Annotated in this window: 25 protein-coding genes and 1 riboswitch; of the genes, 22 read left to right on the plus strand and 3 right to left on the minus strand. The window is 37.7% G+C overall.

Features of this window, described 5'->3' with window-relative positions; all coding sequences use genetic code 11:
- Positions 1–13 precede the first annotated feature (13 nt).
- From PL_RS24705 to PL_RS24775, 15 genes are all read left to right on the plus strand, one after another.
- On the plus strand, positions 14–580 hold the full coding sequence (locus PL_RS24705; RefSeq protein WP_041886722.1) for an RNA polymerase sigma factor: 567 nt from the start codon (positions 14–16) through the stop codon (positions 578–580).
- Complete coding sequence (locus tag PL_RS24710) at positions 580–1,926, plus strand: hypothetical protein (RefSeq protein WP_041886723.1); 1,347 nt, start codon at positions 580–582, stop codon at positions 1,924–1,926. The genes PL_RS24705 and PL_RS24710 overlap by 1 nt, the downstream gene beginning before the upstream one ends.
- A 287-nt stretch (positions 1,927–2,213) precedes the next feature.
- A complete protein-coding gene (locus tag PL_RS24715; protein WP_348620607.1) occupies positions 2,214–2,561 on the plus strand; it encodes a helix-turn-helix domain-containing protein in 348 nt (115 codons plus the stop codon).
- Positions 2,562–2,713: 152 nt separating this feature from the next.
- On the plus strand, positions 2,714–3,325 hold the full coding sequence (locus PL_RS24720) for a TetR/AcrR family transcriptional regulator (protein ID WP_041886725.1): 612 nt from the start codon (positions 2,714–2,716) through the stop codon (positions 3,323–3,325).
- 274 nt (positions 3,326–3,599) lie between these two features.
- Positions 3,600–4,805, plus strand: a complete 1,206-nt coding sequence (gene spt, locus PL_RS24725) for a serine palmitoyltransferase (RefSeq protein ID WP_041886728.1) — start codon at positions 3,600–3,602, stop codon at positions 4,803–4,805.
- Between the two features lie 143 nt (positions 4,806–4,948).
- Positions 4,949–5,938, plus strand: a complete 990-nt coding sequence (locus tag PL_RS24730) for an NAD-dependent epimerase/dehydratase family protein (RefSeq protein ID WP_041886729.1) — start codon at positions 4,949–4,951, stop codon at positions 5,936–5,938.
- A 26-nt stretch (positions 5,939–5,964) separates the two neighbouring features.
- On the plus strand, positions 5,965–6,417 hold the full coding sequence (locus PL_RS24735) for a phosphatidylglycerophosphatase A family protein (protein ID WP_041886730.1): 453 nt from the start codon (positions 5,965–5,967) through the stop codon (positions 6,415–6,417).
- A gap of 2 nt (positions 6,418–6,419) precedes the next feature.
- Positions 6,420–6,791 carry a GtrA family protein gene (locus tag PL_RS24740; protein WP_041886733.1) on the plus strand — a complete coding sequence of 124 codons (372 nt, stop codon included), beginning with the start codon at positions 6,420–6,422 and terminating at the stop codon, positions 6,789–6,791.
- Positions 6,792–6,796: 5 nt separating this feature from the next.
- A complete protein-coding gene (locus tag PL_RS24745) occupies positions 6,797–9,358 on the plus strand; it encodes a DUF5686 and carboxypeptidase-like regulatory domain-containing protein (RefSeq protein ID WP_041886735.1) in 2,562 nt (853 codons plus the stop codon).
- Between the two features lie 24 nt (positions 9,359–9,382).
- A complete protein-coding gene (locus PL_RS24750; RefSeq protein WP_348620609.1) occupies positions 9,383–10,711 on the plus strand; it encodes a DUF4833 domain-containing protein in 1,329 nt (442 codons plus the stop codon).
- Between the two features lie 9 nt (positions 10,712–10,720).
- Entirely contained in the window at positions 10,721–11,368 is a 648-nt protein-coding gene (locus tag PL_RS24755) for a sterol desaturase family protein (protein WP_348620611.1), read from the plus strand.
- Positions 11,343–12,281: a phosphatase PAP2 family protein gene (locus PL_RS24760; protein ID WP_041887313.1), complete on the plus strand. Its 939-nt coding sequence runs from the start codon at positions 11,343–11,345 to the stop codon at positions 12,279–12,281. The genes PL_RS24755 and PL_RS24760 overlap by 26 nt, the downstream gene beginning before the upstream one ends.
- Before the next feature lie 139 nt (positions 12,282–12,420).
- On the plus strand, positions 12,421–13,788 hold the full coding sequence (gene xseA, locus PL_RS24765) for an exodeoxyribonuclease VII large subunit (protein ID WP_235324756.1): 1,368 nt from the start codon (positions 12,421–12,423) through the stop codon (positions 13,786–13,788).
- Positions 13,766–13,972 carry an exodeoxyribonuclease VII small subunit gene (gene xseB, locus PL_RS24770; RefSeq protein WP_041887315.1) on the plus strand — a complete coding sequence of 69 codons (207 nt, stop codon included), beginning with the start codon at positions 13,766–13,768 and terminating at the stop codon, positions 13,970–13,972. Before xseA ends, xseB begins: the two co-directional genes overlap by 23 nt.
- A 39-nt stretch (positions 13,973–14,011) precedes the next feature.
- Complete coding sequence (locus PL_RS24775; protein ID WP_052496665.1) at positions 14,012–14,926, plus strand: tetratricopeptide repeat protein; 915 nt, start codon at positions 14,012–14,014, stop codon at positions 14,924–14,926.
- On the opposite strand, the gene PL_RS24780 is transcribed toward PL_RS24775, so the two are convergent.
- Entirely contained in the window at positions 14,923–15,330 is a 408-nt protein-coding gene (locus tag PL_RS24780) for a response regulator transcription factor (protein WP_052496666.1), read from the minus strand. The two genes, PL_RS24775 and PL_RS24780, sit on opposite strands and share 4 nt — an antisense overlap.
- Positions 15,331–15,634: 304 nt before the next feature.
- Between PL_RS24780 and PL_RS24785 the strand changes: the two genes are divergently transcribed.
- From PL_RS24785 to PL_RS24800, 4 genes are all read left to right on the plus strand, one after another.
- Positions 15,635–15,814, plus strand: coding sequence for a hypothetical protein (locus PL_RS24785; RefSeq protein ID WP_041887317.1), 180 nt, complete (start codon positions 15,635–15,637; stop codon positions 15,812–15,814).
- A 63-nt stretch (positions 15,815–15,877) separates the two neighbouring features.
- Positions 15,878–16,882: an L-glyceraldehyde 3-phosphate reductase gene (gene mgrA / locus PL_RS24790; RefSeq protein WP_041887319.1), complete on the plus strand. Its 1,005-nt coding sequence runs from the start codon at positions 15,878–15,880 to the stop codon at positions 16,880–16,882.
- A gap of 64 nt (positions 16,883–16,946) precedes the next feature.
- A riboswitch (cobalamin riboswitch) is annotated at positions 16,947–17,131 on the plus strand.
- A 181-nt stretch (positions 17,132–17,312) separates the two neighbouring features.
- Positions 17,313–19,637, plus strand: coding sequence for a 5-methyltetrahydropteroyltriglutamate--homocysteine S-methyltransferase (metE, locus tag PL_RS24795; protein ID WP_041887329.1), 2,325 nt, complete (start codon positions 17,313–17,315; stop codon positions 19,635–19,637).
- 57 nt (positions 19,638–19,694) lie between these two features.
- A complete protein-coding gene (locus PL_RS24800; RefSeq protein ID WP_041887321.1) occupies positions 19,695–20,081 on the plus strand; it encodes an acyl-CoA thioesterase in 387 nt (128 codons plus the stop codon).
- Between the two features lie 54 nt (positions 20,082–20,135).
- Here the strand turns inward: PL_RS24800 and PL_RS24805 are convergent, their stop codons facing one another.
- The gene (locus PL_RS24805) at positions 20,136–21,149 is read right to left on the minus strand and encodes a Gfo/Idh/MocA family oxidoreductase (protein WP_041887323.1); all 1,014 of its coding nucleotides are present in this window, start codon (positions 21,147–21,149) and stop codon (positions 20,136–20,138) included.
- Here PL_RS24805 and rpiA point away from each other — a divergent pair.
- Complete coding sequence (rpiA, locus tag PL_RS24810; protein ID WP_052496667.1) at positions 21,148–21,882, plus strand: ribose 5-phosphate isomerase A; 735 nt, start codon at positions 21,148–21,150, stop codon at positions 21,880–21,882. The two genes, PL_RS24805 and rpiA, sit on opposite strands and share 2 nt — an antisense overlap.
- Before the next feature lie 65 nt (positions 21,883–21,947).
- Here rpiA and PL_RS24815 read toward each other — a convergent pair whose 3' ends face one another.
- The gene (locus PL_RS24815) at positions 21,948–23,144 is read right to left on the minus strand and encodes an aminopeptidase C (RefSeq protein ID WP_041887304.1); all 1,197 of its coding nucleotides are present in this window, start codon (positions 23,142–23,144) and stop codon (positions 21,948–21,950) included.
- A gap of 204 nt (positions 23,145–23,348) precedes the next feature.
- Here PL_RS24815 and PL_RS24820 point away from each other — a divergent pair, with 204 nt between their 5' ends.
- On the plus strand, positions 23,349–24,392 hold the full coding sequence (locus PL_RS24820) for a CobW family GTP-binding protein (protein WP_160292176.1): 1,044 nt from the start codon (positions 23,349–23,351) through the stop codon (positions 24,390–24,392).
- A 12-nt stretch (positions 24,393–24,404) separates the two neighbouring features.
- Positions 24,405–26,981, plus strand: coding sequence for a M1 family metallopeptidase (locus PL_RS24825; protein ID WP_041887305.1), 2,577 nt, complete (start codon positions 24,405–24,407; stop codon positions 26,979–26,981).

A 26,981-nucleotide genomic window follows, 5' to 3' on the forward strand; every position in this document is an offset into this window, starting at 1 on the left:
GGTTTAGCGAAGCGTGGATAATAAGAATACAGTGTTCCAGGAGATCATTGCGGGCCTTGCTGCGCGTGATGAGCGTATACAAGAACGTATTTATATCCATTACTGGGGTTATCTTATGGGGATATCAACACGTTATTTTAAAGATAGAAATGCTGCAAAGGAGGTAGTAAATGATAGTTTTATGAAGGCATTTAAAACAATGTATGACTTCAGGCATGATCATAATCTGATAGATTTTCAGAAAACCTTTAAGGCATGGCTTGCTAAAATAACAGTTCGGACTTCACTTGACCGGATCAGGGCAAACAAATCTGTTTTGACTTATGTAGATGACTATGAAGACGGGACTGTTGGTTATGTCGAGGTAGAAGAAAAACTGTTTGCTGAGGATATACTAAAGCTGCTTCATAGTATTCCTGATTTACACCGCACTGTATTTAATCTTTATGAAATTGAGGGCTTCAGTCATGATGAAATAGCCTCACTGTTAACTATACCGGTCAGCTCGAGCCGGACTTATCTGACCCGGGCAAAACAGAAGCTAAGAGAACTCTATAAAAAAAGTATTGATATCAACTGATGGAACATCCTAAGAAAGAATTGATAAAGGAGATTGCTGATCTTTTCGAAGATTATCAGGAAACTTATGTGCCGGGAGAATGGGAGTCATTTTCAAAGGTTAAAAAGAAGAAATATCCCTTTGCTGCAAACTGGGTTAAAATTGCTGCGGTATTACTTTTAATGGCTGGATTGCCTTTTGCATTTACTAAACTATTTCATCAGGAAAAGACAGCTGAGGTTGCTGTGATCAAACCACCTGTTCAAACCAGCCCGGCCAGTCCGGTTGCTGATCAGGTAAATCCGGTTAAGCCTGTTCAGGGTAAGTCTGCAGACATTGCTGAAAATAGGGCAGGCACTATGAGCAGCAGCAGTACTGCGGGTGATTTAAATTCGAATGCCGGTACTCAGACTGAGCCAGCGAAACGTCAGGCAGATCTGGCTTATGCTGTTCGGGATACAACTGTGTATAAAAAGATACAGCAGGTTAATACAGAAAGGACATTGACTCCCGGACAGAAGAAAGACGGACAGAAAAATATGACAGAACAGTATGTCAGAACGGAAATTAAACCTGCAGCAGATCCGGAAGCCGGCCGCGGCCGTAGCAGTGAACTGGCTGGTGTCAAAGAAAAAGATACTGCCGCTACTCAAAGCCGCAAACAATTAAGTACAGCTGAATTCCTGTTAGCTGAATCAAGAAATACTGGTAAAGTCCTGAAAAAGAAAGAGAACGTGTCTAAATGGGATTTTGGGGTTGAAGTTATGCCGGCTACAACCAGCGCCAATGTGAATATCGGCGCAGGATTGACAACCGCCTACAGGATTTCGGATAAATTTTCACTGAGCACGGGTATTTCCTATCTTCAGATGGATGCAGGAGGAGTTATTCCTCCTCAGCCTGATAGCTATCGTGCGGCAGGAATAAGTGCTTTTTCCGATAAAAAACTATTAGCTGTCGATGCAAATCTTAAAGCCATAGATATTCCTATTGCCCTGGTTTATAAACTAAATAAAAATTATTATACCAGTGCAGGGGTTTCTTATTTTAGTGTTTTTAGTGAGAAGCGCAGTAACACCTTTGAACAGACCAGTCCTGTAGATAAAATGAGTTATGATCCGGATACCGGGCATCCGTCTACATTTAAATCAATTTCTGTTGAAGAGGTTGATGAACCGGTGATGGACAAGCATTTAAAGGGCAATAGCTATATAGGTTTCTTTAATTTCTCTATAGGTCGTCAGCAGAATATTTTTAATAAATATAAAATCCGCATTGAGCCATTTGTTAAAATACCAGTTGGAAAACTTTCTTCTGAAGATTTGAAATTGACGAACAGCGGTATAAAATTTCAGCTTTCATTTTAATGAAAATTGCAATTTTATGTTTTATGGCCTGATGTTTGATCATAACAGGCTGATACATTTGTCTGTCAGATGTTTTTATTGTTACAGCTTATTCTTGTCTCTGTAAACCAGCACTTTTAAGCGATCTACAAAAATCATTATCTTTTTTTCTGTCAGATGAATTTATTTATCATTATCTGTAATTTACTATAATGTTTTAGCTTAAAATTTCAGTAAATGATGTGAAATTTATGTTAAATAATTTCTAATTTTATTTGTAAACAAACTCACCAATTAAATATTTTATAATGAAAACACTGGGACAGAAGTTCAAAATTCTCCGTCAAAAAAAAGGCCTTAATCAAAAGACAATGGCCGAATTATTAAAAGTTTCTATTCCTGCTTATTCAAAACTGGAAACAGGAATTACGGACCCAAACTTTAGCCGTATTCATCAGATTGCAAAAGTACATGGTTTAGATATCAGACAATTGTTAAATACCGGCGAGGACGATAAAAGTGAAGTCGGAGAGGAAAATGAACGATTGAAGCAAAAAGTACTGGAACTGGAATCAAGTGTAATCCGTTTACAGAGTAAATTAATTGATCTTTATGATAAAGAAGATCTGCGAAATAAGCCTGGACAATCAAAATAGGGCATTTATCTGCGAAGCTTTTTCTTGTTTTTAATTTAATATAAGTATCATTTTAATGTCTGATTTGATGCTGAAAAATTGTGGAATGAAATATTTACAATACTTTTGGACCATAATTGAATTTCGGTCTAATTATTTATTAGTAGTTTTGAATGGAAAAGGATGAGATTGTAATAGAGGAGATACTATCAGGAGCGAAGAAGCTATTCGGTAAACATGGTTTAAAAAAGACTACCATGGAAGAAATAGCGACTGCTGCTGGTAAAGGAAAGAGTACGCTCTATTATTATTTTCCAAGCAAAATTGAGATTTTCGAGGCAGTTGTTGAAGATGAAATGAAAAATGTGGTGAAACGTATACGTGAAGCCGTAAATGTTTCATTAACAGCTAAAGACAAGTTAAAGGCTTATTTGCAGGCACAAATCACTTCCATAATAGGTTTTCATAGCTTTAGGGAAGTGCTTTTTGATGACATTGTTGATAGCATGAGAATGCTGATTTGTATAAAATCCAGATATGAGCAGATTCAGATAGATATGATTACAGAGATTCTTCTCGGCGGAAGTCAGTCGGGGGAATTTAAGGAAATGACGCTGGAACGGATGAACAAAATCGCTTTTGTGATGGTTACTGTTTTTCGCGGACTTCATTTTCCATTATCTATTGAGCTTTCTGAACAGCAGACGCATGAATATTTTGATGAAATGATCGACATGCTGATCACAGGGATAGGGAAGGGTAAGCCACAAAAGAAAACAGATTAACAAAAAATCAGAATTAGGACTCTTTTTAAACAGAGAAATATAAGGAAGATTTTAACAATAAAATAAGATATAAAAGGTTGAATTATTTATTTGACAATAATATTATAGACTAAAATACGCTTATGGTCTAAGAATAATTTACTTTTGTCTATCTTAAAATTAACATATTTTTAATATATTAGATCATGTTTCATTGCGGTATTTTCAGTAATAAGCTGTTTATGAATAAAATAAATTATGAATCTATCTGAAGTAAACATTATACAATTCAGGCATGCGTAAAAAATTGGGCGATAGGATTGCAGCATTTAAAGATGCTAATGCAATTAAGGAAAAAGGATTATACCCTTATTTCAGATCGATAGAGTCGGCACAAGACACTGAGGTCATCATTGAAGGGAAAAAAGTTTTGATGTTTGGGTCAAATTCTTATTTAGGGTTAACAAATCATCCAAAGATTAAAGAAGCTGCAAAACTTGCTGTTGATAAATACGGAACAGGCTGTGCCGGTTCAAGATTCCTTAACGGAACATTAGATATACATCTGGAACTGGAAAGAAGACTTGCGGCTTATGTTGGTAAAGAAGCTGCAGTATTATTCAGTACCGGTTTTCAGGTTAACCTTGGGGTTATTTCCTGTTTACTGGAAAGAAATGATTATCTGATACTTGATGAATATGATCATGCGTCTATCATTGATGGTAGCCGTTTGTCATTCTCACGTACTATAAAATATGCTCACAATGATATGGACGATCTGCGTAAGAAATTAAGCAGATTACCGGAAGATTCTGCCAAACTGATTGTTGCAGACGGAATTTTCAGTATGGAGGGAGATATTGTGAAGCTTCCTGAGATTGTTCAGCTTGCTGAAGAATTTGGCGCTAATATCATGATGGATGACGCTCATAGTTTAGGTGTTATCGGATTTAATGGTTCAGGAGTAGCTTCTCACTTTAACCTGACAGATGATGTAGATCTGATCATGGGTACGTTCAGTAAATCTCTTGCTTCACTGGGTGGATTTATCGCCGGAACGGAAGAAACTATTGAATATATCAAACACAGGGCACGTTCACTGATGTTCAGTGCAAGTATGCCTCCTTCTGCTGTTGCAAGTGTAATTGCAGCACTGGATATTATAGATGAAGAACCAGAACGTATAGATAAACTTTGGGATAACACGAACTATGCAAAAAAACTACTTTTAGATGCAGGATTTGATATTGGACATACAGATAGTCCGATCATACCTGTTTATATCAGAGATAACGATAAAACTTTCCTGATCACTAATATTCTGCACAGGAACGGGATATTTGTTAATCCTGTTGTTTCACCAGCTGTACCTTCAGATTCTTCTTTAATCAGATTCTCTCTGATGGCTACACATACTTTTGCTCAGATTGAGGAAGCGGTGGATAAACTTTATGCTGCTTTTAAAGAAGTTCAGCTAACCCCGGTTAAGGTTAGTATCTAAGCTATGAAACTCATGGTTGCTGCCTGTAGCAAAAAAGATTTTAATTATGTTCCTGGATTATTTATAACTCAGGAACATAAACTGATCACTGGCAAGCACCCTTTCCTGGAGCGTTTTTCGCTGCAGTTATTTGTAAAAACGATATGAAGAAGCGTGTACTGATAACCGGAGCAAGTGGTTTTGTTGGATACCATTTGATTGCGGCAGCTATATCCTCTGGTTTGGAGGTTTATGCAGCAGTGAGGCCGAGCAGTAATATCAAACATCTGGGGGAATTTGATATTCAGTATACCAATCCTGATTTCAGTAATATTGATTTATTGAAAAAAGAACTGGAAGAAAAACAGTACAGCTACATTATACACGCTTCCGGTATTACCAAAGCAAAAACACAGGAAGAATATAATACTGTTAACGCAGAATATACCAGAAATCTGGCTTTGGCAGCTGTAACGGCTGCGATTAACCTGGAGAAATTCATTTTTGTAAGCAGTCTTGCAGCTCTGGGCCCCTTAAAAGACCTTTCCGGTTTGATTGAGGATAATTCTCCGGCTCACCCTGTAACCAATTATGGGGCAAGCAAATTACTGGCTGAACAATATCTGGCAGAGATAAATGGCTTACCACTGATAGTCATTCGTCCTACTGCGGTTTACGGACCAAGAGAAAAAGACATTTTTATTTTGCTGCAAACTATAAACAAAGGATTAGAACCTCATATAGGTAGTTTTAAACAACAGATTAGTTTTATTTATGTAAAAGATCTGGCTAAAATTATCATTGATGCACTATTCTCGGACGTAACAAACAAGAACTATAATGTGTCTGATGGTGGTATCTATGATAGATATGCACTGGCAGAAGGAGTAAAAAAAGCATTGCATAAACGGACATGGAAATTCCATTTACCCGTTTCGGCAGTTTCAGCGTTAGCAGCACTAATGGAGCGGATTTATAAAAACTCTGCAGGTGCACCAACACTGAATAAAGAAAAGATGAATGAACTGACCGCTGTTAACTGGGCATGTAATATTGAAAAACTTAAAGCAGACCTTGGATTCAAGCCAGCTTATAATCTGGAAAATGGTCTGCTGGAAACAGTTAACTGGTATAAAAATAATAAGTGGCTTTAATTAGCACATTAATAATCAGAGAGGAAATGTTATTTCATAAAATCACATCTACAAGCCTGGGTATCGGGTACATTGGCAAAGGAGCAGGAACTGCTGCTGCCGTGGCTACGTGTCTGGTTTGGTATTTTGTGCATCCTGATGGATTTAACTTTATTCCTGCTTTAATTGTTACTGGTCTTTTGACTGCATTAGGTATCTGGTCCGGCAATATTGTGGAGACCATTTGGGGTAAAGATCATAACCGGGTAGTTATAGATGAAGTGGTCGGTATGTGTATCACCCTTTTATGGATCCCGGTTACACCGGTAAATGTGTTGTTGGGGTTGATTCTTTTTCGTTTTTTTGATATAGTAAAACCACTTTTTATCAGACGCCTGGAGAGTTTGCCAGGGGGTTGGGGAGTGATGTTTGATGATATCCTTGCGGGTATATATGCAAACATCCTGTTGCAGGTTATTGTAAGATTTATTATACGTTAAATATGGCGACTTTTGTAAAGGCTCAGGTTGCTTCATTGTCGGCCTCAATTATTGACTTTCTTACCACATTAGTCTGTACGCAGGTGTTTCAGATCTGGTATGTCATTGGAAGTGTGATAGGTACGACTGCAGGTGGAATGGTGAATTTTATGATGGGCCGCAACTGGGTATTCGGTGCAAAGGAAAGAAACATCAATCATCAAATCTTTAAATATATTATAGTTTGGGTAGGGAATTTGCTGTTAACAACTGCAGGGGTCTACCTCGTTACCCATTATCTACATGTTAATTACATTTTGTCAAAAATCATAGTCTCTTGTACCGTTGGAATTGGTTATAACTTTCTGATGCAAAAGAAGTTTGTATTTATATAATTTTTATGAAAACTCGCATTCAAACAATCATACTCATCTGTGCTTTAGCACTGCCTTTTTTTGCAGTTAAGGCTTCAGCTCAACAACACACTGTAATCAGTGGTGTGGTTACAGATGCTGCTGACAAAGATCCTATACCTTATGTGACTGTTCTTTTCAAAGGAACCAATATTATCACCAAAACTGATGCGGATGGTAAATACAGTATTTCGACAAGTGAGGTACATAATCAATTGCAATTTAGTTATGTAGGCTATAAGACTAATTATGCAACTATTAAACCCGGAGAAACACAGGTTATTAATGTGCGGTTGCAATCTGAATCACAGAGCCTGACTGAGGTAGTGATCAGTTCTAATAAAAGACCAGCGTATAGAAATAAGAACAATCCTGCTGTTGAACTGATTAGAAAAGTTATCGAGAATAAAAATAAAAATCAGAGTAAAAGCTATGATCATGTGGAATTTAAACAATATGAACAACTGGTTTTTTCTTTGAGTAATCTGTCAGAGAAATTCAAAAATAAACGGATATTCAGAAATTACCAGTTTCTTTTTGAACAACAGGATTCTACCAAAATAGGTGGCAAGCTATTAATGCCTGTCTATATGGAAGAGAAGGTTACACAAAACTATCTGCAGAAAAATCCGAATAAAAAGAAGACGATTGTAGAGGGGGATAAACATGTCAACTATGATAGTAAATTTATAGATACTCAGGGATTGAGCATGTATTTTGAAAGGATGTATGCGGATATTAATATATATGACAGCAATATCTCTTTAATGAGTAACCAGTTTTTGAGTCCTATTGCAGATGCATCACCAACATTTTATAAGTTTTTTATTACTGATACAATCAAAACGCATACTCCGAATCTGATTGAGCTTTCTTTTATTCCAAGAAATAATACAGATCTTTTGTTTGAAGGAAAGATGTATGTGACTATGGATGGCAATTATGCTGTTCAGGATGCATTCCTTACTGTAAATAAAAATATCAATCTGAACTTTGTAAGAGCGCTGGAAGCCAAGCTTGATTTTGCGAAAAATGAGGATGGCAGGTATCATTTATCAAAAACCAATCTTATTGTTGATTTTGGTATCAACAAAAACAAGGGTGGCGGTTTTACCGGTCAGCGTACTGTTATTATCAATGATTATCAGATTAATAAGCCACAGGGAGATACTACTTATGCTGGCCCGTCCCTGGTGACACTGCCACAGGCAGCATTGCGTACAGATCAGTTCTGGAATGCGCAGCGGCAGGATAGTACGGTTCGTTCAAAACTAAGTGTTTATAAAAATATTGATACTTTACAAACGATTCCGTCTTTTAAAAGAACGATGGATCTGATTACTTTACTGTTTGCCGGTTATAAGGATTTCGGACCGTTTGAAGTAGGACCTGTGAACACGTTTTATAGTTTCAATAATGTAGAAGGTTTCCGTCTGCGTTTAGGTGGACGTACAACCCCGGCTTTAAGTAAAAGATATTATTTTGAGACTTATGCCGCTTATGGTTTTAAAGATGAAAAATGGAAATATTTCCTGAGCGGAACTTATTCACTGAACAATAAATCCATCTATTCTTTCCCTCAGAATTATGTAAGGGCAAGTTTCCAGAGAGATACTAAAATTCCGGGTCAGGAACTTCAGTTTGTTCAGGAAGATAACTTTTTGCTATCGTTTAAACGTGGTCAGAATGATATGCTATTATATAATGATTTTTATAAAATTGATTATATAAAAGAATATGAAAACCATTTTTCATACGCTGTATCATTGCGTAAATGGACGCAGCGCCCGGGCGGTACACTGGCTTTTAATAATACACTAAACAATACGGTAAATCCGGTAGATCTGATCAATACTTCAGAAATAAGTGTGAATCTGCGTTATGCACCACATGAGAAGTTTTATCAGGGGAAAATATACAGAGTTCCTATCTTTGACAGATATCCTATTTTTAACCTGAGGTATACTGCTGGTTTAAAGGGAGTTTTTAGCGGACAATATAATTATCATAACCTGATGGGAAGTATTGACAAGCGTTTCTATGTTTCACAACTGGGCTATACTGATGTTACTTTAGAAGGCGGAAGTATTTTTGGTAAAGTACCTTTTCCTTTGCTTGTTATACACAGAGCGAATCAAACCTATTCTTATCAGCTTAGTTCGTATAACTTAATGAACTTCCTGGAATTTGTGAGTGATCATTACGCAAGCATCAATATTGATCATAATTTTAATGGATTCTTTTTTAATAAGATACCATTGATCAAGAAATTGAAGCTTAGGGAATCCGTATCTTTCAAAGCTTTATATGGAGGGCTGAGAGATCAGAATAATCCGGATATGGATCCTTCACTATTACAGTTTCCAAGAAATGCAGATGGTGTGCAAACTACCTATGTTCTGGGAAATCAGCCTTATATGGAAGGTAGTGTGGGAATTGGTAATATTTTTAAAATATTGCGTGTAGACATGGTTAAGCGTTTCACTTATCTGGATAATCCGGTAGTGTCTTCGTGGGGAATCAGGGCAAGGGTTAAATTTGATTTTTAAAAAAAAAAGAATAAAGAGATATTTATGCAAGCATTATCATTTCGTGATCGTTTACAGCAGACGATTTATAAGGTCATTAACCCTTTTGTAAAAGGACTGATCCGAATGGGGTTAACACCCAACGCTGTAACCACTATTGGTCTTTTACTTAATGTTGGAGTAGCTGTTATTTTTGTTTTTGGTGCGGAAAGAAGTAACAGGGGAGACCTATCTTTTGTAGGCTGGAGTGGTGCACTGGTTCTTTTTGCAGGATTGTTTGACATGCTGGACGGACAGGTTGCCCGTCTTGGAAATATGAGCTCAAAATTTGGAGCACTTTATGATTCTGTTCTGGATCGTTACAGTGAACTGATTATGTTCCTGGGGATCTGTTATTATCTGGTGTCTCATCATTATTTCTTAAGCTCATTATTTGCATTTATTGCATTGATTGGTTCTATGATGGTAAGTTATACCCGTGCAAGGGCAGAAGGATTGGGTGTGCAAAGTAAAGGTGGCCTGATGCAGCGTCCTGAACGTGTGGTAACCATTGGTATCTGTGCTATGGCTGCAGGTATTACAGGACACTATATAGGTGGTGACTATAAAATATTTGTACCAGGTATCTCCTTCCATATTTTTGAAACGATCTCTATTTTTACAATCCCTATTACAGTAATGGCATTTATGACCAATATTACTGCGATAAACAGATTAAGGGATGCTAAAAAAGCACTGGATGCCCAGGATCTGAATGAGAAGAAAGAAGAAGAAGCTTTAGCAGGTGGGAAAAGTAATCCTTTAACGATTGTGGTTACAGGTTTAATTCTGTTAACGGCTTTGTTCAGTTTTGGATCTGCGACTACTGTATATGCACAGACACAGGATCAGAGCAATCCATCACCGATTAAATTTCCTGTGCCAAAAGGCATAGCCAACCAGCTTTTTTATGTACAGCGTGATCCGAATACAAACACGATCATCTGTGAGCTGAATGTGAATGGAAAAGGACAGGTAGATAAAGATAACCCGGTTCATGTTTACTGGATCCGTTATACTGAAGACGAATCCAGAAAAGAGCTGGGATATATTCAACGCAAATTTGCTTATGGAATAGAATCCAAAGCACTGGCTAATGATCAGTTTGAATTACGCTTTGTTTCGCATAAAAAATTGCCTTTGTATCTGACCAGGTCAGAAGATGATAAAAAATATCATGTTTATGTGACAGTTAATAATAAGAAAATTCAGGTAGAACGCATATTTTTGCGGATAGAAGGTGGATCGTTCTGGTTACCTAATGTAAAGTATGTCGAAATTAAGGGTGTGAATACTTCCACCAATGCCTTAATTACTGAACGGATTAAAATTTAAGAAAAACTCATGAAAAAGAATTTTATATCGAACTCTTCTGAATCTATCAGAATGTTCAAAAGCGGCTTTTTAGAAAAACTATCTAAAGTAGATTTTTATGTGCCGCTGATAGTTTTTATTCCTGTTATTGCCTTTTTGATCTGGAAGGCCTTTGCTGATGCTCAAATGAGTTTCCTTGGTTTTGCAGGCTGGCTGATTATCGGTTTGTTTATCTGGACAATAACAGAATATATTATGCACCGTTATATCTTTCACTTTTATCCGAGTTCAAAAATCGGTAAAAGGATACATTTTATTTTCCATGGTGTTCATCACGATTATCCGAATGATGCAAAGAGACTGGTAATGCCTCCATCGGCAAGTATTCCTATGGCGCTTGCTTTATATTTTTTCTTTTTGTTTATCCTGCCGGCCGGTACTATATTTGCTTTTTATGCAGGATTTCTGATTGGTTATTTATTTTATGATATGGTGCACTATGCTTTACACCATGCGAATTTTAAAAATTCATTCTGGAAGAAATTAAAACAGCATCATATGTTACATCATTATTCTGATTCTACCAAAGGCTACGGCGTGAGCTCTGCTATCTGGGATAAAGTATTAGGATCAGATTTTATAAAAAAAGTAAATGACAGACCAGATACGGCTGAATAGACCATTTTTCTCCTGGAGAGACATCATCGTAACTACTTCGCTGTCTTTTGCCTATCTGCTGATTTCTTATCTTTTAATCGGATTTAAAAGTCAGCAGGTTGTATTAATAGTTATTTTTAACTCTTTGTACTACGCTTCTCAGATAACCAGAAAGTTTATTCTTGGGTTTTCTATATTTATAGTTTACTGGATAATCTTTGATTATATGAAGGCATTTCCCAATTATGCTTTCAATAAAGTGCATATTGCAGAATTATATCATCTGGAAAAACAGGTCTTCGGCATTTTATCTGATGGTACTGTTTTAACCCCTAATGAATATTGGAGATTACATGGTAATACTGCTCTGGATGTGATAGGAGGGATCTTTTATCTGATGTGGATTCCTGTACCCATGGCATTTGCCGGTTACCTTTTCTTTGCAAACAGAAAACTTTTTATCCAGTTTCTGGTCACCTTTGTGCTGGTGAACCTGATTGGTTTTGTGATCTATTATCTTTATCCGGCTGCACCGCCATGGTATGTTCAGTATCACGGATTTGTATTTGAAGCCCATACTGCAGGAAATACTGCCGGACTGGCTAAATTTGACCATTTCTTTAATGCACCTATTTTCAAGTCAATTTACAGTAATGGTTCTAATGTTTTTGCTGCAATGCCTTCTCTGCATTCTTCTTACCCGGTAATCGTACTGTATTTCGGGTTGAAAAATGAACTGGGACCGATCAATATATTTTTCGGAATTGTGACTGTAGGTATTTGGTTTACAGCTGTCTACACCAGTCATCATTACGTATTGGATGTAATAGCCGGTATTACCTGTGCAATAGTAGGAATCAGTCTATTCGGCTGGCTGGCTAAACATACTGCATTAAAGGTGTTCCTGGAAAAAATGTATACTGTAGTCAGTTAGTTTTTCGTATTCCTGATTTGAAGATTAATTCTGCTTCAAAATGTCTAATTTTACTTAAATTGTTTATAATTCTTTTTCGGCTGTAAACAATTGTATTCTAAACAGGCTTTTATATAGTTAAGCATCAAAAATTTTGACAGTGATACCTTCTATTAAATTATCCGAACTTACCCGTCAGATTCATGATACTATTAATGACGTTTTTGGGGGCAGAACATTCTGGGTAATTGCCGATATCACTAATTATACCTACAAACCTCAGAGCAATTTTCATTATTTTGAATTGGTTGAAAAGGATAAATCCTCTGCAAAGATCCTGGCTAAAATAGGTGGGAGAGCATGGGGGAACGCCTCAGTAAATATTTCAAACTTTGAAAAAGCTACCGGACAGCAATTTAAAAATGATATTAATGTGCTGATTCAGGTTGCTGTACAATACAATCCTTCATTTGGTTTACAGTTAAATCTGCTTGATATTGATACCAGTTTTACACTAGGCAGATTTGAACAGCAGCGTAAAGAAACGCTCGACAGACTGGTGCGGGATAATCCTTCCTTTATACGGCTGACAGACGGGCAATACAGAACCAGAAATAACGAGCTGTCTTTGAACAGGGTATTACAGCGGATAGCGGTTATATCTTCTGATACTTCTGCAGGTTATCAGGATTTTAAACACACCCTGGAAAATAATGCTTTTGGTTATCGTTTTGAGATTGATGATTATTTTGCCCTGGTACAGGGAGAAGGCAATGCCGGGCAGTTTCTGGCCAAACTTATCCAGGTATTCGGATCTGGTAAAGCGTATGATGCCCTGATTATTATCAGAGGTGGCGGCGCACAGACAGATTTTCTGATTTTTGATAATTACGAACTCAACCGTGCTATTGCAAAATTTCCCATACCGGTAATTACCGGCATAGGGCATCAGAAAAATGAAACTATTGCCGACCTGATGGCACATACATCTACGAAAACTCCTACAAAAGCAGCTGAAATGCTGATTGCACATAACAGAAGTTTTGAAGAATCTGTTTTGTCGCTCCAGCAACATTTGGTTATCAGGACTTTTCAAATGATGAATCAGCATAAAGAACAGATGAACCGGCTAAACCAGGTCATCATTAATTCAACAAAAAATCTGCTGCATGAAAAACACCGGGATATCCTGAATCTTTCAGGAATGGTATTAACGAATCCTAAAATTATCATTTCCAACAGAAGTAAAGACCTTAAAAATTTACTGGCCAATTTTAAATCTTTTAACAGGATGTATTTTGCCAGTCATGCAAGGTATATTGGTCATTTTGAATCTGTAGTGAGAATGATGAGCCCGCAGAATATTCTGAATAAGGGTTTTGCGATTGTAAAAGTGAATGGTTTGATTGTGAGTAATGCAGATGCTGTTGTGCCTGGAACAGAATTGACTGTAAGTCTGGCTTCGGCAGAAATTAATACAAAAGTTTTATCTAAAACACCCCGCAATGGAAAAGAATTTGAATTATGAGGCAGCTTACAGCGAGCTGACGCAAATCGCTCAGGAAATAGAAACTGAAGCTGTTTCTGTTGATATACTGGCTGAAAAAGTAAAAAGAGCCTCTGAACTGATCGCTTTTTGTCAGACAAAATTAAGGTCTACTGAGACCGAAGTCAACAAAATTATTAAGCAGATGGAAAACCAACCCTTATAACTACCTTCGTATACCGTTTAATTTAAAAAAAAATCAGCCATGTTAGTTTATAGTCCGGAAGAAGAAGAAGTATTTTTTGATCAGATTGATCAGGTTTATACACTGACAGAGTCACAGAATTTAGAAGAAGCTGAACAGCTTTTATTGAAAATTGATGGATCGATCCCTTATCCAAAAGAAAATTGCAGCGTTGGCGGCATATTGCTGGACAGCATTTTTTCTTTTTATGAGCAGACCGGCCAGGTTGAAAAGGCATTGCCTCATTTTTTAAAGGAAACTGAATATCTTCAGGAAAAAATGAAAACTGAAACTGTAAAAAGTTCAGGCCATTTTATTACCACCGGTAGTATCTATTATGCATTGGGCGATCTGGATAAAGCCAGAGTGTATTTCAAAATCGCACACAGCTTGGGAAAGAACAGTATTTTCCATGATTTTAATGCAGATTTCCTGCATATGGCTGTCGTTTCTGATGTAGAATTTGAAGAGTTCAAAAAGAATTTTGTACCCGCAGATCATTTGCAGCAGGAAGAGCTGACAGATGAGCAACAGGATTTAATGGAAGAGTACTGTGATCAGGGAAACCTGGAAATGGATGCTGAGAATTTTGAAGCAGCAGCGGAATGGTTTCAGAAAGCACTGGATGTATTACCTGAGCCTAAGGAAGACTGGGAAGCTGCCGGCTGGGTTTCAGCTTCTTGTGGTGATGCTTATTTCAATGCAGGAAAGTATCAGGAGGCGCTTGGTCATTTATTGTTAGCACATGATATCTACAGCAGTGAAGAAGAAATTAATCCTTTCGTCTTACTTAGACTGGGCGAAACTTATTTCGAGCTGGGTGATAAGAAAAATGCCAGTTTACATTTATTGGCTGCTTATAAAATGGAAGGTGCTGATCTTTTTGAAGATGATCAGAAATACCTGAAATACCTGAAAACTGAACATAAACTTTAACTGGTTATCAGTTGCTGTTCTATAGTACTTAATAAAAAAGAGATATCGAATGGTTTAGCTACAACTTCATCTGCACATATCTCTTTTACTACTTCTACCTTTGGATGGGTAGACAAAACTATAACGGGTATATGGCTGGAATCTTCGGCTGCCTTAATAGTCTTACATAATGCAGTGCCTTCTTCGGTAGGACTGATAATATCCAGCAGAATTATATCAGGCTGAAAATTTTTAATGTGATCAAAAATTCCAAGTTCTGAGGATAACACGTTAACGATATAACCCTCGTCTGTCAGCACAATATTAATCAGTTCAAGAATATCTCTGTCCTTTTCCAACACTAATACTTTTTTATTCATAGATCTGATTCTCTGTCCGTTTGGTCTTTGCTGATAAAATTTCATGCAAAAATAAGTACAAAATCTGAACTATGTGAAATGATAGCGTCATTTTTAGTATACAGCTGAATCTGTCTGTACTGTAACAAGTTATCTACGGATGGGATAACTTAAACTTTAGTTTAATTTTTTCTCTCAGAACGGAAAATTAGGAGCGCGGATCTGTTGGAACCGGTGAGCTGACCGGGCTGAATAAGACGGAAAGATAGTGGTTGTAATTTATTTATAAGATATAATCGCAATTAAGGGGATGATTTATGTGTTTATTTCGCAAAAGTTATATATTTGATTCTGTATAAAACATTAAAACATGGAAAAATTTTCAAAATTAAAAGAATTGCTTGCTTCTGTTGAAGTTGATGCTGAGAAGTTTTATTCTGCAGGTAACAATGCAGCTGGAACAAGAGTACGTAAAGCGATGCAGGATTTAAAAGTTCTTGCTCAGGATATCCGTACTGAAGTAACAGAGAAAAAAAACACAGCTAAATAAAAATTAGCACAACCTTACCAGAAGAGGGGGTTTATAACCCTCTTTTTTTATATTCTTTTTTTTATGCCATATATAGCTAATCCTGAACGTTATACCCGGATGTCTTACCGCCGTTGCGGTAAAAGCGGACTGAAATTGCCAGCCTTGTCGTTAGGTTTATGGCATAATTTCGGATATGTAGACCAGCTTGAAAATTCGCGGAATATTATTAAGCTCGCTTTTGATAGTGGAATTACACATTTTGACCTGGCTAACAACTATGGCCCGCCACCGGGTTCGGCTGAAGAGAATTTTGGTATAATTTTAAAACAGGACTTTTCAGCTTACAGAGATGAAATGATTATTTCCTCGAAAGCAGGCTATACGATGTGGGATGGTCCTTATGGAGACTGGGGCTCTAAAAAATATCTGGTTTCCAGTCTTGATCAGAGCTTAAAGCGTATGGGCCTTGATTATGTTGATATTTTTTATCACCACCGTCCGGATCCGGAAACTCCACTGGAAGAGACCATGGCGGCATTAGACCTGCTGGTCCGCCAGGGTAAAGCTTTGTACGTTGGAATTTCAAATTATCCCGCAACTGAAGCGGCAGAAGCTTTACGTATTTTAAAAGAATCAGGAACACCTTGTTTAATTCATCAGCCTAAATATTCTATGTTTGAAAGATGGATTGAAGGTGGTTTACTAGATTTACTGGGTAAACAGGGAGTAGGATGTATCCCTTTCTCGCCATTGGCACAGGGACTGCTGACCAATAAATATCTTCATGGTATTCCTGAGGGTTCAAGAGCCGCAAAGTCTCATGGGGCTTTACAGGAAAACCAGATTACTCCTGAACGTCTCGGTCAGTTAAAGGAACTTAATGCATTGGCAGTGGAACGCGGACAGAGTCTGGCACAAATGGCTTTATCCTGGATTTTACGCGACCAGAGAATTACTTCTGTACTGGTTGGTGCCAGCAGACCTGAACAGCTGGCAGATTCAATTAAATGTCTTAATCATCTATCTTTTAGCGAAGATGAATTGAGTTTGATTGAACATGTTTTATCTAATTCAGATAAATACTGATTTTCCTAACCACTGCATCCTTATTTCAATTATATTTGTCCTGATTAAGTTCTTTACTATTTTTTCTTCATCAACCGGAAAAGGTTCTGCTTAACGCAGATTAATAGGGAATCGTGTGCAAATCACGAGCTGTCGCGCAACTGTAAGTAACCAAACAGTTTTTGCCCATGTATATCCACTGTCTTCAGAGATGGGAAGGATGGCAAAAATGTTACAAGTCAGGAGACCTGCCTCAACCGCATTGACAATGCTTTCGCGAATAGAAGCTTTTGATCAGGTATGATGCATTTTTTTGTCTTAAAAACATCACTATATGTTTAATGGCTATTGGTGCGTATATATTTTATCCTTCTTCTGTTATAAATCATTGTGAACATCTAGCTTAAAAGAGCTTTTAACTGATTTTTTTATCATTTAAAAAGCAATGAAAATGCTAACAAACAATCTAGGCTACCCGCGAATAGGTAGCAGCAGAGAGCTCAAAAAAGCCAGTGAACTGTACTGGTCGGGCAAAACACCTATTGAAAACCTGTTGCAAACAGGAAAAGAAATCCGGGCAAATAACTGGAAACTTCAGCAGGAGTCAGGAATAGATCTTATTCCGTCAAATGATTTCTCTTTTTATGATCAGGTACTGGATCTTTCTCTAACAGTTGGCGCCATTCCAAAACGTTATCATGAAGTTATTCTGAACAAAGCTAATACTGAGCTTGATCTCTATTTTGCAATGGCCAGGGGATATCAGAAAGACGGTATTGATATTACGGCAATGGAAATGACCAAATGGTTTGATACCAACTATCATTACATTGTCCCTGAATTTTATAAAGACCAGACATTCAAGTTATTTTCTCAGAAAATTGTCAATGAATACAATGAGGCAAAAAGACTGGGCATAAAAACCAAACCTGTAATTATCGGTCCGGTTTCTTATCTGCTGCTGGGCAAAGAAAAACAAAGCGGTTTTCACAGAATCGACCTGATCAGAAACTTATTACCAGTATATCTCGAAATATTGAGAGAATTAGAGAACCAGCATGTGGAATGGGTACAATTTGATGAGCCTTTCCTGGTTCTGGATTTAACACCAAAAGAAAAAGATGCTTATACCTATGTATACAAGGAAATCAGAAAACAGTTTCCTAAATTAAAAATTCTTCTGACTACTTATTTTGAAGGATTAAAAGATAATCTGGAACTGGCAGCTTCGTTACCGGTTACTGCATTGCATATTGATTTGGTCAGAGCTCCTGAACAGCTTGAAAGTATTTTAGCTGCTATTCCTAATCATTTACAGTTATCGCTGGGTGTAGTGGATGGAAGAAACATCTGGAAAAATGATTTTCAGCAGTCGCTTTCTCAGCTGAATCTGGCGGCGGAAAAAATAGGAGAGAGCAGAATTTTAGTTTCTCCTTCCTGCTCATTGATTCATGCGCCATGTGATCTGGAGCTGGAAACCAATGATCAGACACTAACACCGGAAATCAAACAATGGCTGGCCTTTGCCCGTCAGAAAGTTGATGAAATAGTTTATCTGAAACAACTGGCAGGTAAAACACCTTCAAATCATGCAATTACTGCTTTACAGGATAATGTTGCTGCTAACCAAAGCCGCCGTACTTCTAAGTTGATTCATCATGACGCGGTTAAGAACCGTATTGCCGGAGTGACCGAAAAAGATGAAAACAGATTAAACCCTTTCTCCAAACGCAGAATTGCGCAGCATAACGCCTTAAAGCTTCCCTTGTTTCCAACAACTACTATCGGTTCTTTCCCTCAGACTCCTGAAGTCCGCAGCTGGAGAGCTAAATTTAAAAAGGGTAGTTTGACACTGGCAGAATATGACGCGTTAATAGAGAAGGAAACTGAAGAAACCATCCGTTTTCAGGAAAATACCGGAATTGATGTACTTGTTCATGGTGAATTTGAGCGTAATGATATGGTCGAGTACTTTGGTGAACAGCTTGCGGGTTTTGTATTTACTAAAAATGGATGGGTACAGAGTTATGGAAGCCGTTGTGTAAAACCTCCGATTATATTTGGTGATGTTCATCGCCCTGCACCAATGACAGTAAGATGGTCGTCTTATGCGCAGTCCTTAACCAGTAAATGGGTTAAGGGGATGTTAACCGGACCGGTTACGATTTTACAATGGTCATTTGTCAGAAATGATCAGCCACGTTCGCTGACCTGTAAACAAATAGCACTGGCAATTCGTGATGAGGTATGCGACCTGGAAAAGGCAGGTATTAAAATCATTCAGATTGATGAACCTGCTATTCGTGAAGGATTGCCTCTGCGTCAGTCTGACTGGCAGGAATATCTGAAATGGGCTGTACAGTCTTTTAGGATTTCTGCAAGTGGTGTCCGCGACGAAACCCAGATTCACACCCATATGTGTTATTCGGAATTTAATGATATCATTCAGCATATTGCTGATATGGATGCGGATGTGATTACAATTGAATGTTCACGTTCGCAAATGGAATTGCTGGATGCTTTTGCAGATTTCAATTATCCAAATGAAATAGGACCAGGAGTTTATGATATTCATTCTCCAAGAGTTCCGTCAAGAGATGAGATGGTATTGCTGCTGGAAAAAGCAAAAGCAGTAATTCCGGCCGGTCAGTTATGGGTTAATCCGGATTGCGGTTTAAAAACCCGTCATTGGGATGAGACTAAAAAAGCACTGATTGAAATGGTTGAAGCCGCAAAAGAATTGCGTTTATCCGTAAAAGAACCAGTAAGTTTGTAGCCTTAAGCAGGCGGTTTGTTCTCATTCCGCCTGTTTTTATTAAAATAAATTACAGATATGACTATTGAAGAGAAGATTAAAGCATCAGAGACCAGAATTTTTAAAGCCGTATTCCCTAATACTACGAATCATTATGATACTTTGTTTGGCGGTACAGCTATGCATATGATGGATGAAGTGGCATTTATTACTGCTACCAGGTTTAGCCGCCAGAGAATGGTAACTGTAAGCAGCGACAGAATTGATTTTAAAATGCCAATTGCTGCTGGTACCATTGTAGAACTGGTGGGTACCGTAAGTCATATTGGAAATACCAGTATGAAAGTAAAAGTAGAAATCTATGTAGAGCAGATGTATTCTGAGGAACGCGAAAAAGCGGTTACTGGTGAATTCTCATTTGTAGCTATTGATGAACATAAAAAACCTACAGCTATTCTTAAGTAAGAATATTTATTCAAAAGGGCCTTATTATTCAATAAGGCCCTTTCTTATTAGTCTTCAGCTTTCCAGTATAGTGATTTGCCTGATGATCTGCTCCTGATTTACGGGATAAGGTTTGTTTTCTCTTATCGTTTGATAAACAGCATCAAATAAGTGAAGATAGGACGATTTTCCTGGTGGAATAAGTTCCCTGGTAATCGTACCATTTTCATCGATCGTACTTAAAATACCTTCTTTACCAGGTTGTTCAATTCCGTATGAAGGATCATCAGGACTCATGTTTTTTAGTAATTGTGTTTCCTGTATATCTGAACGGTGTTTAACATACGAGCCTTTGGTTCCGTTAATAATAAATGCAGGCTGCTGTTCTACAACAAGCATACTCATAGTAATAAATACCTGTAAATCTTCAGGATATTTCAAATGAATACAGGCATAATCGTCAACCTGTGTACCCGGGCGAAAATGTCCGAGAGTTTTAGTCCATTCCAGTGGCTGACCAAATAAAGCAAATACCATATCCAGCAAATGCGGACCAAGGTCATAAAGCAATCCACTTCCCGGCATCGGGGTTTCTTTGAATACTTTAGGCCCTATAGTATACCGGTATCTGTCATAACGGATATGAGCTTCTACCAGCCGCCCTAATTTTTTACTGTCTACTATATCTTTTGCAGCTAAAAAATCACTGTCATAGCGACGGTTCTGATAAGGAAGAATATGAAGATTTTTTTCTTTGGCTTCGTTGAAAAGTATTACTGCTTCTGCAGAGGTGACTGTAAATGGTTTCTCTACCAAAAGATGTTTACCGGCACGAAGGGCTTTGCGGGCAAATTCAAAATGCGTATAATTCGGTGTATTGATGATCACCAGTTCTATTGCCGGATCTGCAATAAGTTCATCTACCGAATCATAGCTTTTTATATCCGGAAAACGATGCTGTGCTGTCTTTTCAGATCTTTCTACTACTGCGGTAAGGTTAAATCCGGAATGTGCGTCTACAAAAGGGGAGTGGAACAGCTTTCCAGACATTCCAAAGGATAATATGCCTGTATTTATAGGTTTTTGCATGGATAAATATATTAAATTTAGCGCGGATACTAATTCGTTTCAGATGATTGATTACAAACTGGAGGCTGCAAAAGCTTCATTAAAATTTATAAAAACCGGACAGGTTATCGGATTGGGAGCAGGAAGTACAATTGTACATCTGGTTAATCTGATAAGTGAAGAGGAGAAAATGGCTGCATCTTTAACCTTTGTATCTTCTTCTTTTAAAACCCGTGCTTATCTGCAGGAGAAAGGACTGAAAATTGAGTTTTCAGCCTTGCTGGAGCGGGTAGATATCTATTTTGACGGATGTGATCAGTTTGATCCGGCACTGAATGCCTTAAAAAGCGGAGGTGGTATTCATACAAGCGAGAAAATACTGGCTTCCATGGCTGATGAGTTTATCTTAATCGGTGATGAAAGTAAAATGGTGAAAAAATTGGATCATACTTATCCTCTGGTCATAGAAATTTTGCCTGAAGCGTTACAGGTTGTCCTGGGGCAGATAAAAACCAGATATCCTGAGGCATCAGTTCAACTGAGAATGAGCAGCCAGAAGGATGGTGCACTTATTTCTGATCATGGAAATTTACTGGCCGATATTTATTTTACTGCGCTACCCGGACTAAGTGAATTAAATATTGCCGTGAAAATGATTCCGGGAGTAGTTGAGCATTCTCTTTTTTATGGACTGGCTTCAAAAGCTGTGATTGCAGGCAAAAATGGAACGAAGGTAATGGTAGCTGCATTATAGTTTTCAAAAAGAAAGGGTTAAAGATGTACATCTTTAACCCTTTCTTTTTGAAAACCTGCTATGGTTTAAATACCCAGATTTTTTCTTACTGCTGCCGGTATACCACCTTTATTTAGTAAGAACGCTGTAGTTTTATATTTTACATAGTTCTTGGTTACATATAAATAACCTTTATAGTCATTAGTTACTCCCCATGAGTTTTTCACGATATAATACTCTTTACCATTCTGATCTTTTGCTATTCCTACGATATGCATACCGTGGTCATCAGTAGTTTCATAATTGTCAAAAGCTGCCTGACGGTTTTCCTGAGTGATTTCCATTTCAGGTTTTGGCTCACTGAACATAGTAGTTTTTTCCTGTTCAGTCATTTCTTCGTATGGTTTAGCCGGAATATAAGCTACGCCATTTTTATATGAAAATGATTTCTCGCTTACATCAGTAGCCCATGCTACAGAATAACCTTTTTTCAATGCATTGTCAATGATGTCAGTGATCTCATTCACCTTTACATTGTAAACCTGATCAAATGACCAGTTGTCCTGAACTAATAAAGTGAATTTGCTGTAGAAAGGATGATCATTAAATGAAGATAATTCTACGTAGTCATCAGGGTTAATACCAACTACCTGTTTTGCAAATGTCTGAGGAGTATAGCTTTTTCCTTTGTAATCAAATTTTTCAGGTACCTGACCTAAATAAGCATCGATTGCTGCAGTATATGCTTTTAACCAGTTAGGAGTTAAGCTTTTGTTAGGGTTTTTAACTACGGCCTCTAAAATTCCTGTAGTAATTGCACCCATTTCGCCAAACTTATTGATTTTGGTACCATAGTTTAAACCTGTATAGTTTACTTGTGGAACTGCACCATATTGTCTGAACATATTGATTACATCATGTAAAGCACCACCGTCTCCAAGAGTTACAGCTCCATGCATACGTACGTAATTTTTACCTTTTTCTACATAAGCATTACGTGCTGAGAAGATTTCTGATAAAGCAACAGGCTCTTTTCCCATCCTGATCATTTCTGATTCAAGGAAAGAGTTGGTAGAATAACTCCAGCAGGTTCCTGAAGAACCCTGATTTTTAACAGGTGTATTTTCAAGGTTAATCACATCTGTGAATTTGAAACCTGAAGTACTGTTTGCTGACTGATTGTTTTTTAAAGAATTTACCAGGTTATCCTGAGCAAATCCAAAGGTAGAGCTAAATAATAGTCCGGAAGCAAGGACTAAGGGTTTAAATATTAATTTATTCATATTGTGTATTAATTAGTATTCAGTGTGATATTTGAGCGCAACATTATTGCATTTGTGTATATTTGTAGGGCAATGTACATCTTTTATACAGTATTGGAAAAATATTAAATGGAAAATGTGCCGAACAACATAAAATTTACACAGGTAACTGTTGAACGTTATATTATTTGGCAGAAGATGGACGGATATCTTAAGTTTGTAACAATGAAATATATAAAGGCAAAAGAAGTAACGATCCTGACAGGATTTTTGGGAGCGGGTAAAACGACAGTTCTGAACGCAGTAATTTCTAAAATGAAGGATACACGTTTCGCTATTATAGAGAATGAAATCGGATCGGAAAGTATTGATGCAGGATTGATCATTAAAGGGGAAGAAGATGTTGTCGAACTTAATAATGGCTGTATATGCTGTACTTTAAATGATGATTTGTTTGATATTTTAAATAACCTGTGGGAAAAGAAGGACTCATGGGATCACCTGATTATAGAAGCAACCGGGATCGCTGATCCGGCAAATATAGCCCATCCTTTTCTGACCATGGATCAGGTTAAAAGAGGATATGATTTAAAAAGAGTAATTTGTATTGTAGATGCCGAGCTGATTGAAGATCAGTTAAAGGAGCGTCCTGAAGCAATTCAGCAGATTGCTTTTAGTGATAGTATTCTGCTAAACAAGATAGAGCGGGTAAGTTATGGTTATATCAAAGAACTTCAGGCTGTCTTAAAGGCTATTAATCCTTTTGCAGAAATTCTGATTGCTACAAGAGAAGATTTTCAGGTCCGAAAGCTTTTTGCCAGAGAACGTTTTGCTAATTTTTACAGTAATCCCAAACCGGTGTCTACCCCGAAAGGAATGTTCAGTCTGGGAACAGGCACTGCTGAAAAGCAACCTTTAATGGCCTTTGCTGCTTCTCATAACCGGCATGAACATAGTGATATTGAGACTATACTTTTAAAATATAAAGAAAGTCTGGATATAGAAGCCCTGGAACATAGAATGATGGTGTTTCTGATTGCACAGTCAGCTAATGTATACCGGATTAAAGGAATTATATACAGTCATGTTTTTCAGAGCAGAATTGTGTTACAGACTGTAGGTAAATCGCTATCTATCACTTTGGGCGATACCTGGCTGCCTGATGAAATCAGAGAAACAAAGATTGTTGTGATCGGGAAAGATCTCAAAGTATATGGTTTTGACAAAATGTTCCGTACTTGTCTGTATCCTGAATCTGAACAAAAATAGTAAATTGCCTGCATGACTGTTAGATTTAAAGCCCTGTTGTTTCTGGTTGTTACACTTGCTTCCTGCTCATCAAGAAAAGTAGTTCCTGACCCTGTTGTTGAAAATGGTGTGAGCAGATCGCTGGCTGTTTATCGAAAAACAGCACTTTCTGCCATTCATTATAAACTTGAATTGAATATACCGGCTCAAAAGACTGAGGCAATTACGGCACATGAGGTACTGAATTTTAAACTGAATACTGTCAGATTACCTTTGCAGCTTGATTTTAAGGAAGATCCTTCAAAAATCAGTCTGCTTACAATTAACGGTAAAAATGTTACAGTAACACATAGCAGAGAACATTTGATTCTGCAGCCTCAGTTTTTGAAAAAAGGAGATAATGAGGTACGTATCTTATTCCGTGCAGGAGAGGGAGCTTTAAACAGAAATGCAGATTATCTGTATACTTTATTTGTGCCAGACAGAGCAAGAACTGTTTTTCCATGTTTTGATCAGCCGGATCTGAAAGCAAATTATACACTTACGCTTCATCTGCCCAAAGACTGGCAGGCGATAGCGAATGCTGAACTCAGAGATTCTGTGCAGGAGCAGTACCGTAAAACTTATCACTATAAGACCTCGGATCTGTTAAGTACTTATTTATTCGCTTTTGCCGCAGGTAAATTTCAATTGCACAGTGGCAAAGTAAATCAGTTGAATACAGATTTTCTATACAGGGAAACGGATGGGGCCAAACTTAAGCCAAGTTTGCCTGCTATATATGATATTCACACTGCTGCACTAAAATATTTTGAAGACTGGACTGCTATTTCCTATCCTTTTCAGAAGTTTGGTTTTGTTGCCATTCCTGATTTTCAGTTTGGCGGAATGGAGCATCCCGGAGCAATACAGTATAAATCGGCCAGTTTATTTTTAGACGCGGGCGCCACAAAAGATCAGCTTAATGCCCGTAATAATCTGATTGCACATGAAACGGCACATATGTGGTTTGGTGACCTGGTAACGATGGACTGGTTTTCTGATGTATGGATGAAGGAGGTGTTCGCTAACTTTATGGCAGATAAAAGCACAGAAGAATCAGGAGGGAAGGCTAATTATTCACTTAAATTTCTGATTGATCACTTTCCTGCTGCTTACGCTGTTGACCGTACTGCAGGAGCAAATCCTATTCGTCAGCCATTAGATAATCTGAAGGATGCAGGAACGCTTTATGGTAATATTATTTATCACAAAGCTCCAATTATGATGCAGCAGCTGGAAAGTCTGATGGGAAAGGATAAATTCAGAGAGGGTGTAAGAGCGTATTTAAAGAAATTTGCAAACAGTAATGCTTCCTGGCCTGATTTAATTCATATTCTGGATAATCATACTGCCGTAGATCTGGAAAAATGGAATAAGGTATGGGTAAATGAAAGTGGCAGACCTGTAATTAATTACGATATCACTTACCAGGGGGATAAAATCAGTGCAATGACTATTACCCAGGAGGCAGAATATGGGGAAAAAAGAGTATGGCCGCAAACTTTTGAGGTGACTTTGTTTTATCCTGGTTCGGTTAAGGTACTTCAGGCTGATCTGGCTACAGATAAACTGGATCTCAAAGAAGCGGTGGGCCTGGATAAGCCCTTATTTATATTACTCAATTCAGCAGGAGATGGCTATGGCCGGTGGCCGGTTGATCCTGCAATTCAGTCGCATATATTCAGTCTGGAAAAACCATTGCAAAGAGCTGTGGCCTATATTTCATTATATGAACAGATGCTGAGCGGAAAAGATATCCGGCCTGCAGCTTTGCTGACCTTATTTAGTAGTGGTCTGATAAAAGAGGATGAAGAACTTAATATAAGATTGCTGAGTAATTATATCAGTACTATTTACTGGCAGTTTAGTGATGCGAAAGAAAGACAGGCGATAGCAGATGTACTGGAAGATCAACTGTGGTCTGCTATAGCGCTTCAGAAAAGTAGTAATAACAAAAAGCAGCTTTTTAAAGCTTATCAGGATATTTTTCTAAGTAAGGTAGCCAGAAACAGACTTTATCAGATCTGGAAAAATATGAAGGCTCCTGCCGGAATAACGCTTTCGGAGGATGATTATACCAGCCTTGCGCTTTCATTGGCAGTAAGGGATGATGCGGATGATCATATTTTAGGCACGCAGGATTCAAGAATCACAAATCCTGACCGCAAAAAGCGTTTTGAGTTTATCATCCCTGCTGTTTCAGGCAGGAAAAGTGTAAGGGATGATTTCTTTGATAGTTTGAAATATCCTGCCAACAGAGCGAAAGAATCTAATGTGCTTGCGGCCCTTTATTATCTTCACCATCCATTACGTCAGCAATATAGTGTTGCTTATCTGGAGAAAAGTCTTGGATTGTTAGAGGAAATTCAGTCTACAGGGGATATTTTCTTTCCTCAGTCGTGGCTACAGGCTACATTTGGTACTTATCAAAGTAAAGAAGCCGGAGTCATTGTCAGTGAATTTCTCCAAAATCATGCGGATTTTAATCCCAGACTGAAGGCAAAAATACTACAGGCGACAGATAATTTGTTCAGAACAGTCCGGTTATCGTCACAACGGAGTAAATAA

Source organism: Pedobacter lusitanus (assembly GCF_040026395.1).
Classification (GTDB): Bacteria; Bacteroidota; Bacteroidia; order Sphingobacteriales; family Sphingobacteriaceae; genus Pedobacter; species Pedobacter lusitanus.

Coding starts and splice junctions, on each gene's coding strand:
- PL_RS24815 (WP_041887304.1), bottom strand. CDS start 23,144: ATGAATAAATTAATATTTAAACCCTTAGTCCTTGCTTCCGGACTATTA.
- PL_RS24755 (WP_348620611.1), top strand. CDS start 10,721: ATGAAAAAGAATTTTATATCGAACTCTTCTGAATCTATCAGAATGTTC.
- PL_RS24775 (WP_052496665.1), top strand. CDS start 14,012: ATGTTAGTTTATAGTCCGGAAGAAGAAGAAGTATTTTTTGATCAGATT.
- PL_RS24715 (WP_348620607.1), top strand. CDS start 2,214: ATGAAAACACTGGGACAGAAGTTCAAAATTCTCCGTCAAAAAAAAGGC.
- PL_RS24760 (WP_041887313.1), top strand. CDS start 11,343: ATGACAGACCAGATACGGCTGAATAGACCATTTTTCTCCTGGAGAGAC.
- mgrA (WP_041887319.1), top strand. CDS start 15,878: ATGCCATATATAGCTAATCCTGAACGTTATACCCGGATGTCTTACCGC.
- PL_RS24780 (WP_052496666.1), bottom strand. CDS start 15,330: ATGAAATTTTATCAGCAAAGACCAAACGGACAGAGAATCAGATCTATG.
- PL_RS24820 (WP_160292176.1), top strand. CDS start 23,349: ATGAAATATATAAAGGCAAAAGAAGTAACGATCCTGACAGGATTTTTG.
- PL_RS24720 (WP_041886725.1), top strand. CDS start 2,714: ATGGAAAAGGATGAGATTGTAATAGAGGAGATACTATCAGGAGCGAAG.
- metE (WP_041887329.1), top strand. CDS start 17,313: ATGCTAACAAACAATCTAGGCTACCCGCGAATAGGTAGCAGCAGAGAG.
- rpiA (WP_052496667.1), top strand. CDS start 21,148: ATGGATAAATATATTAAATTTAGCGCGGATACTAATTCGTTTCAGATG.
- spt (WP_041886728.1), top strand. CDS start 3,600: ATGCGTAAAAAATTGGGCGATAGGATTGCAGCATTTAAAGATGCTAAT.
- PL_RS24740 (WP_041886733.1), top strand. CDS start 6,420: ATGGCGACTTTTGTAAAGGCTCAGGTTGCTTCATTGTCGGCCTCAATT.
- PL_RS24800 (WP_041887321.1), top strand. CDS start 19,695: ATGACTATTGAAGAGAAGATTAAAGCATCAGAGACCAGAATTTTTAAA.
- xseB (WP_041887315.1), top strand. CDS start 13,766: ATGGAAAAGAATTTGAATTATGAGGCAGCTTACAGCGAGCTGACGCAA.
- PL_RS24745 (WP_041886735.1), top strand. CDS start 6,797: ATGAAAACTCGCATTCAAACAATCATACTCATCTGTGCTTTAGCACTG.
- PL_RS24805 (WP_041887323.1), bottom strand. CDS start 21,149: ATGCAAAAACCTATAAATACAGGCATATTATCCTTTGGAATGTCTGGA.
- PL_RS24730 (WP_041886729.1), top strand. CDS start 4,949: ATGAAGAAGCGTGTACTGATAACCGGAGCAAGTGGTTTTGTTGGATAC.
- PL_RS24785 (WP_041887317.1), top strand. CDS start 15,635: ATGGAAAAATTTTCAAAATTAAAAGAATTGCTTGCTTCTGTTGAAGTT.
- PL_RS24710 (WP_041886723.1), top strand. CDS start 580: ATGGAACATCCTAAGAAAGAATTGATAAAGGAGATTGCTGATCTTTTC.
- PL_RS24750 (WP_348620609.1), top strand. CDS start 9,383: ATGCAAGCATTATCATTTCGTGATCGTTTACAGCAGACGATTTATAAG.
- PL_RS24825 (WP_041887305.1), top strand. CDS start 24,405: ATGACTGTTAGATTTAAAGCCCTGTTGTTTCTGGTTGTTACACTTGCT.
- PL_RS24735 (WP_041886730.1), top strand. CDS start 5,965: ATGTTATTTCATAAAATCACATCTACAAGCCTGGGTATCGGGTACATT.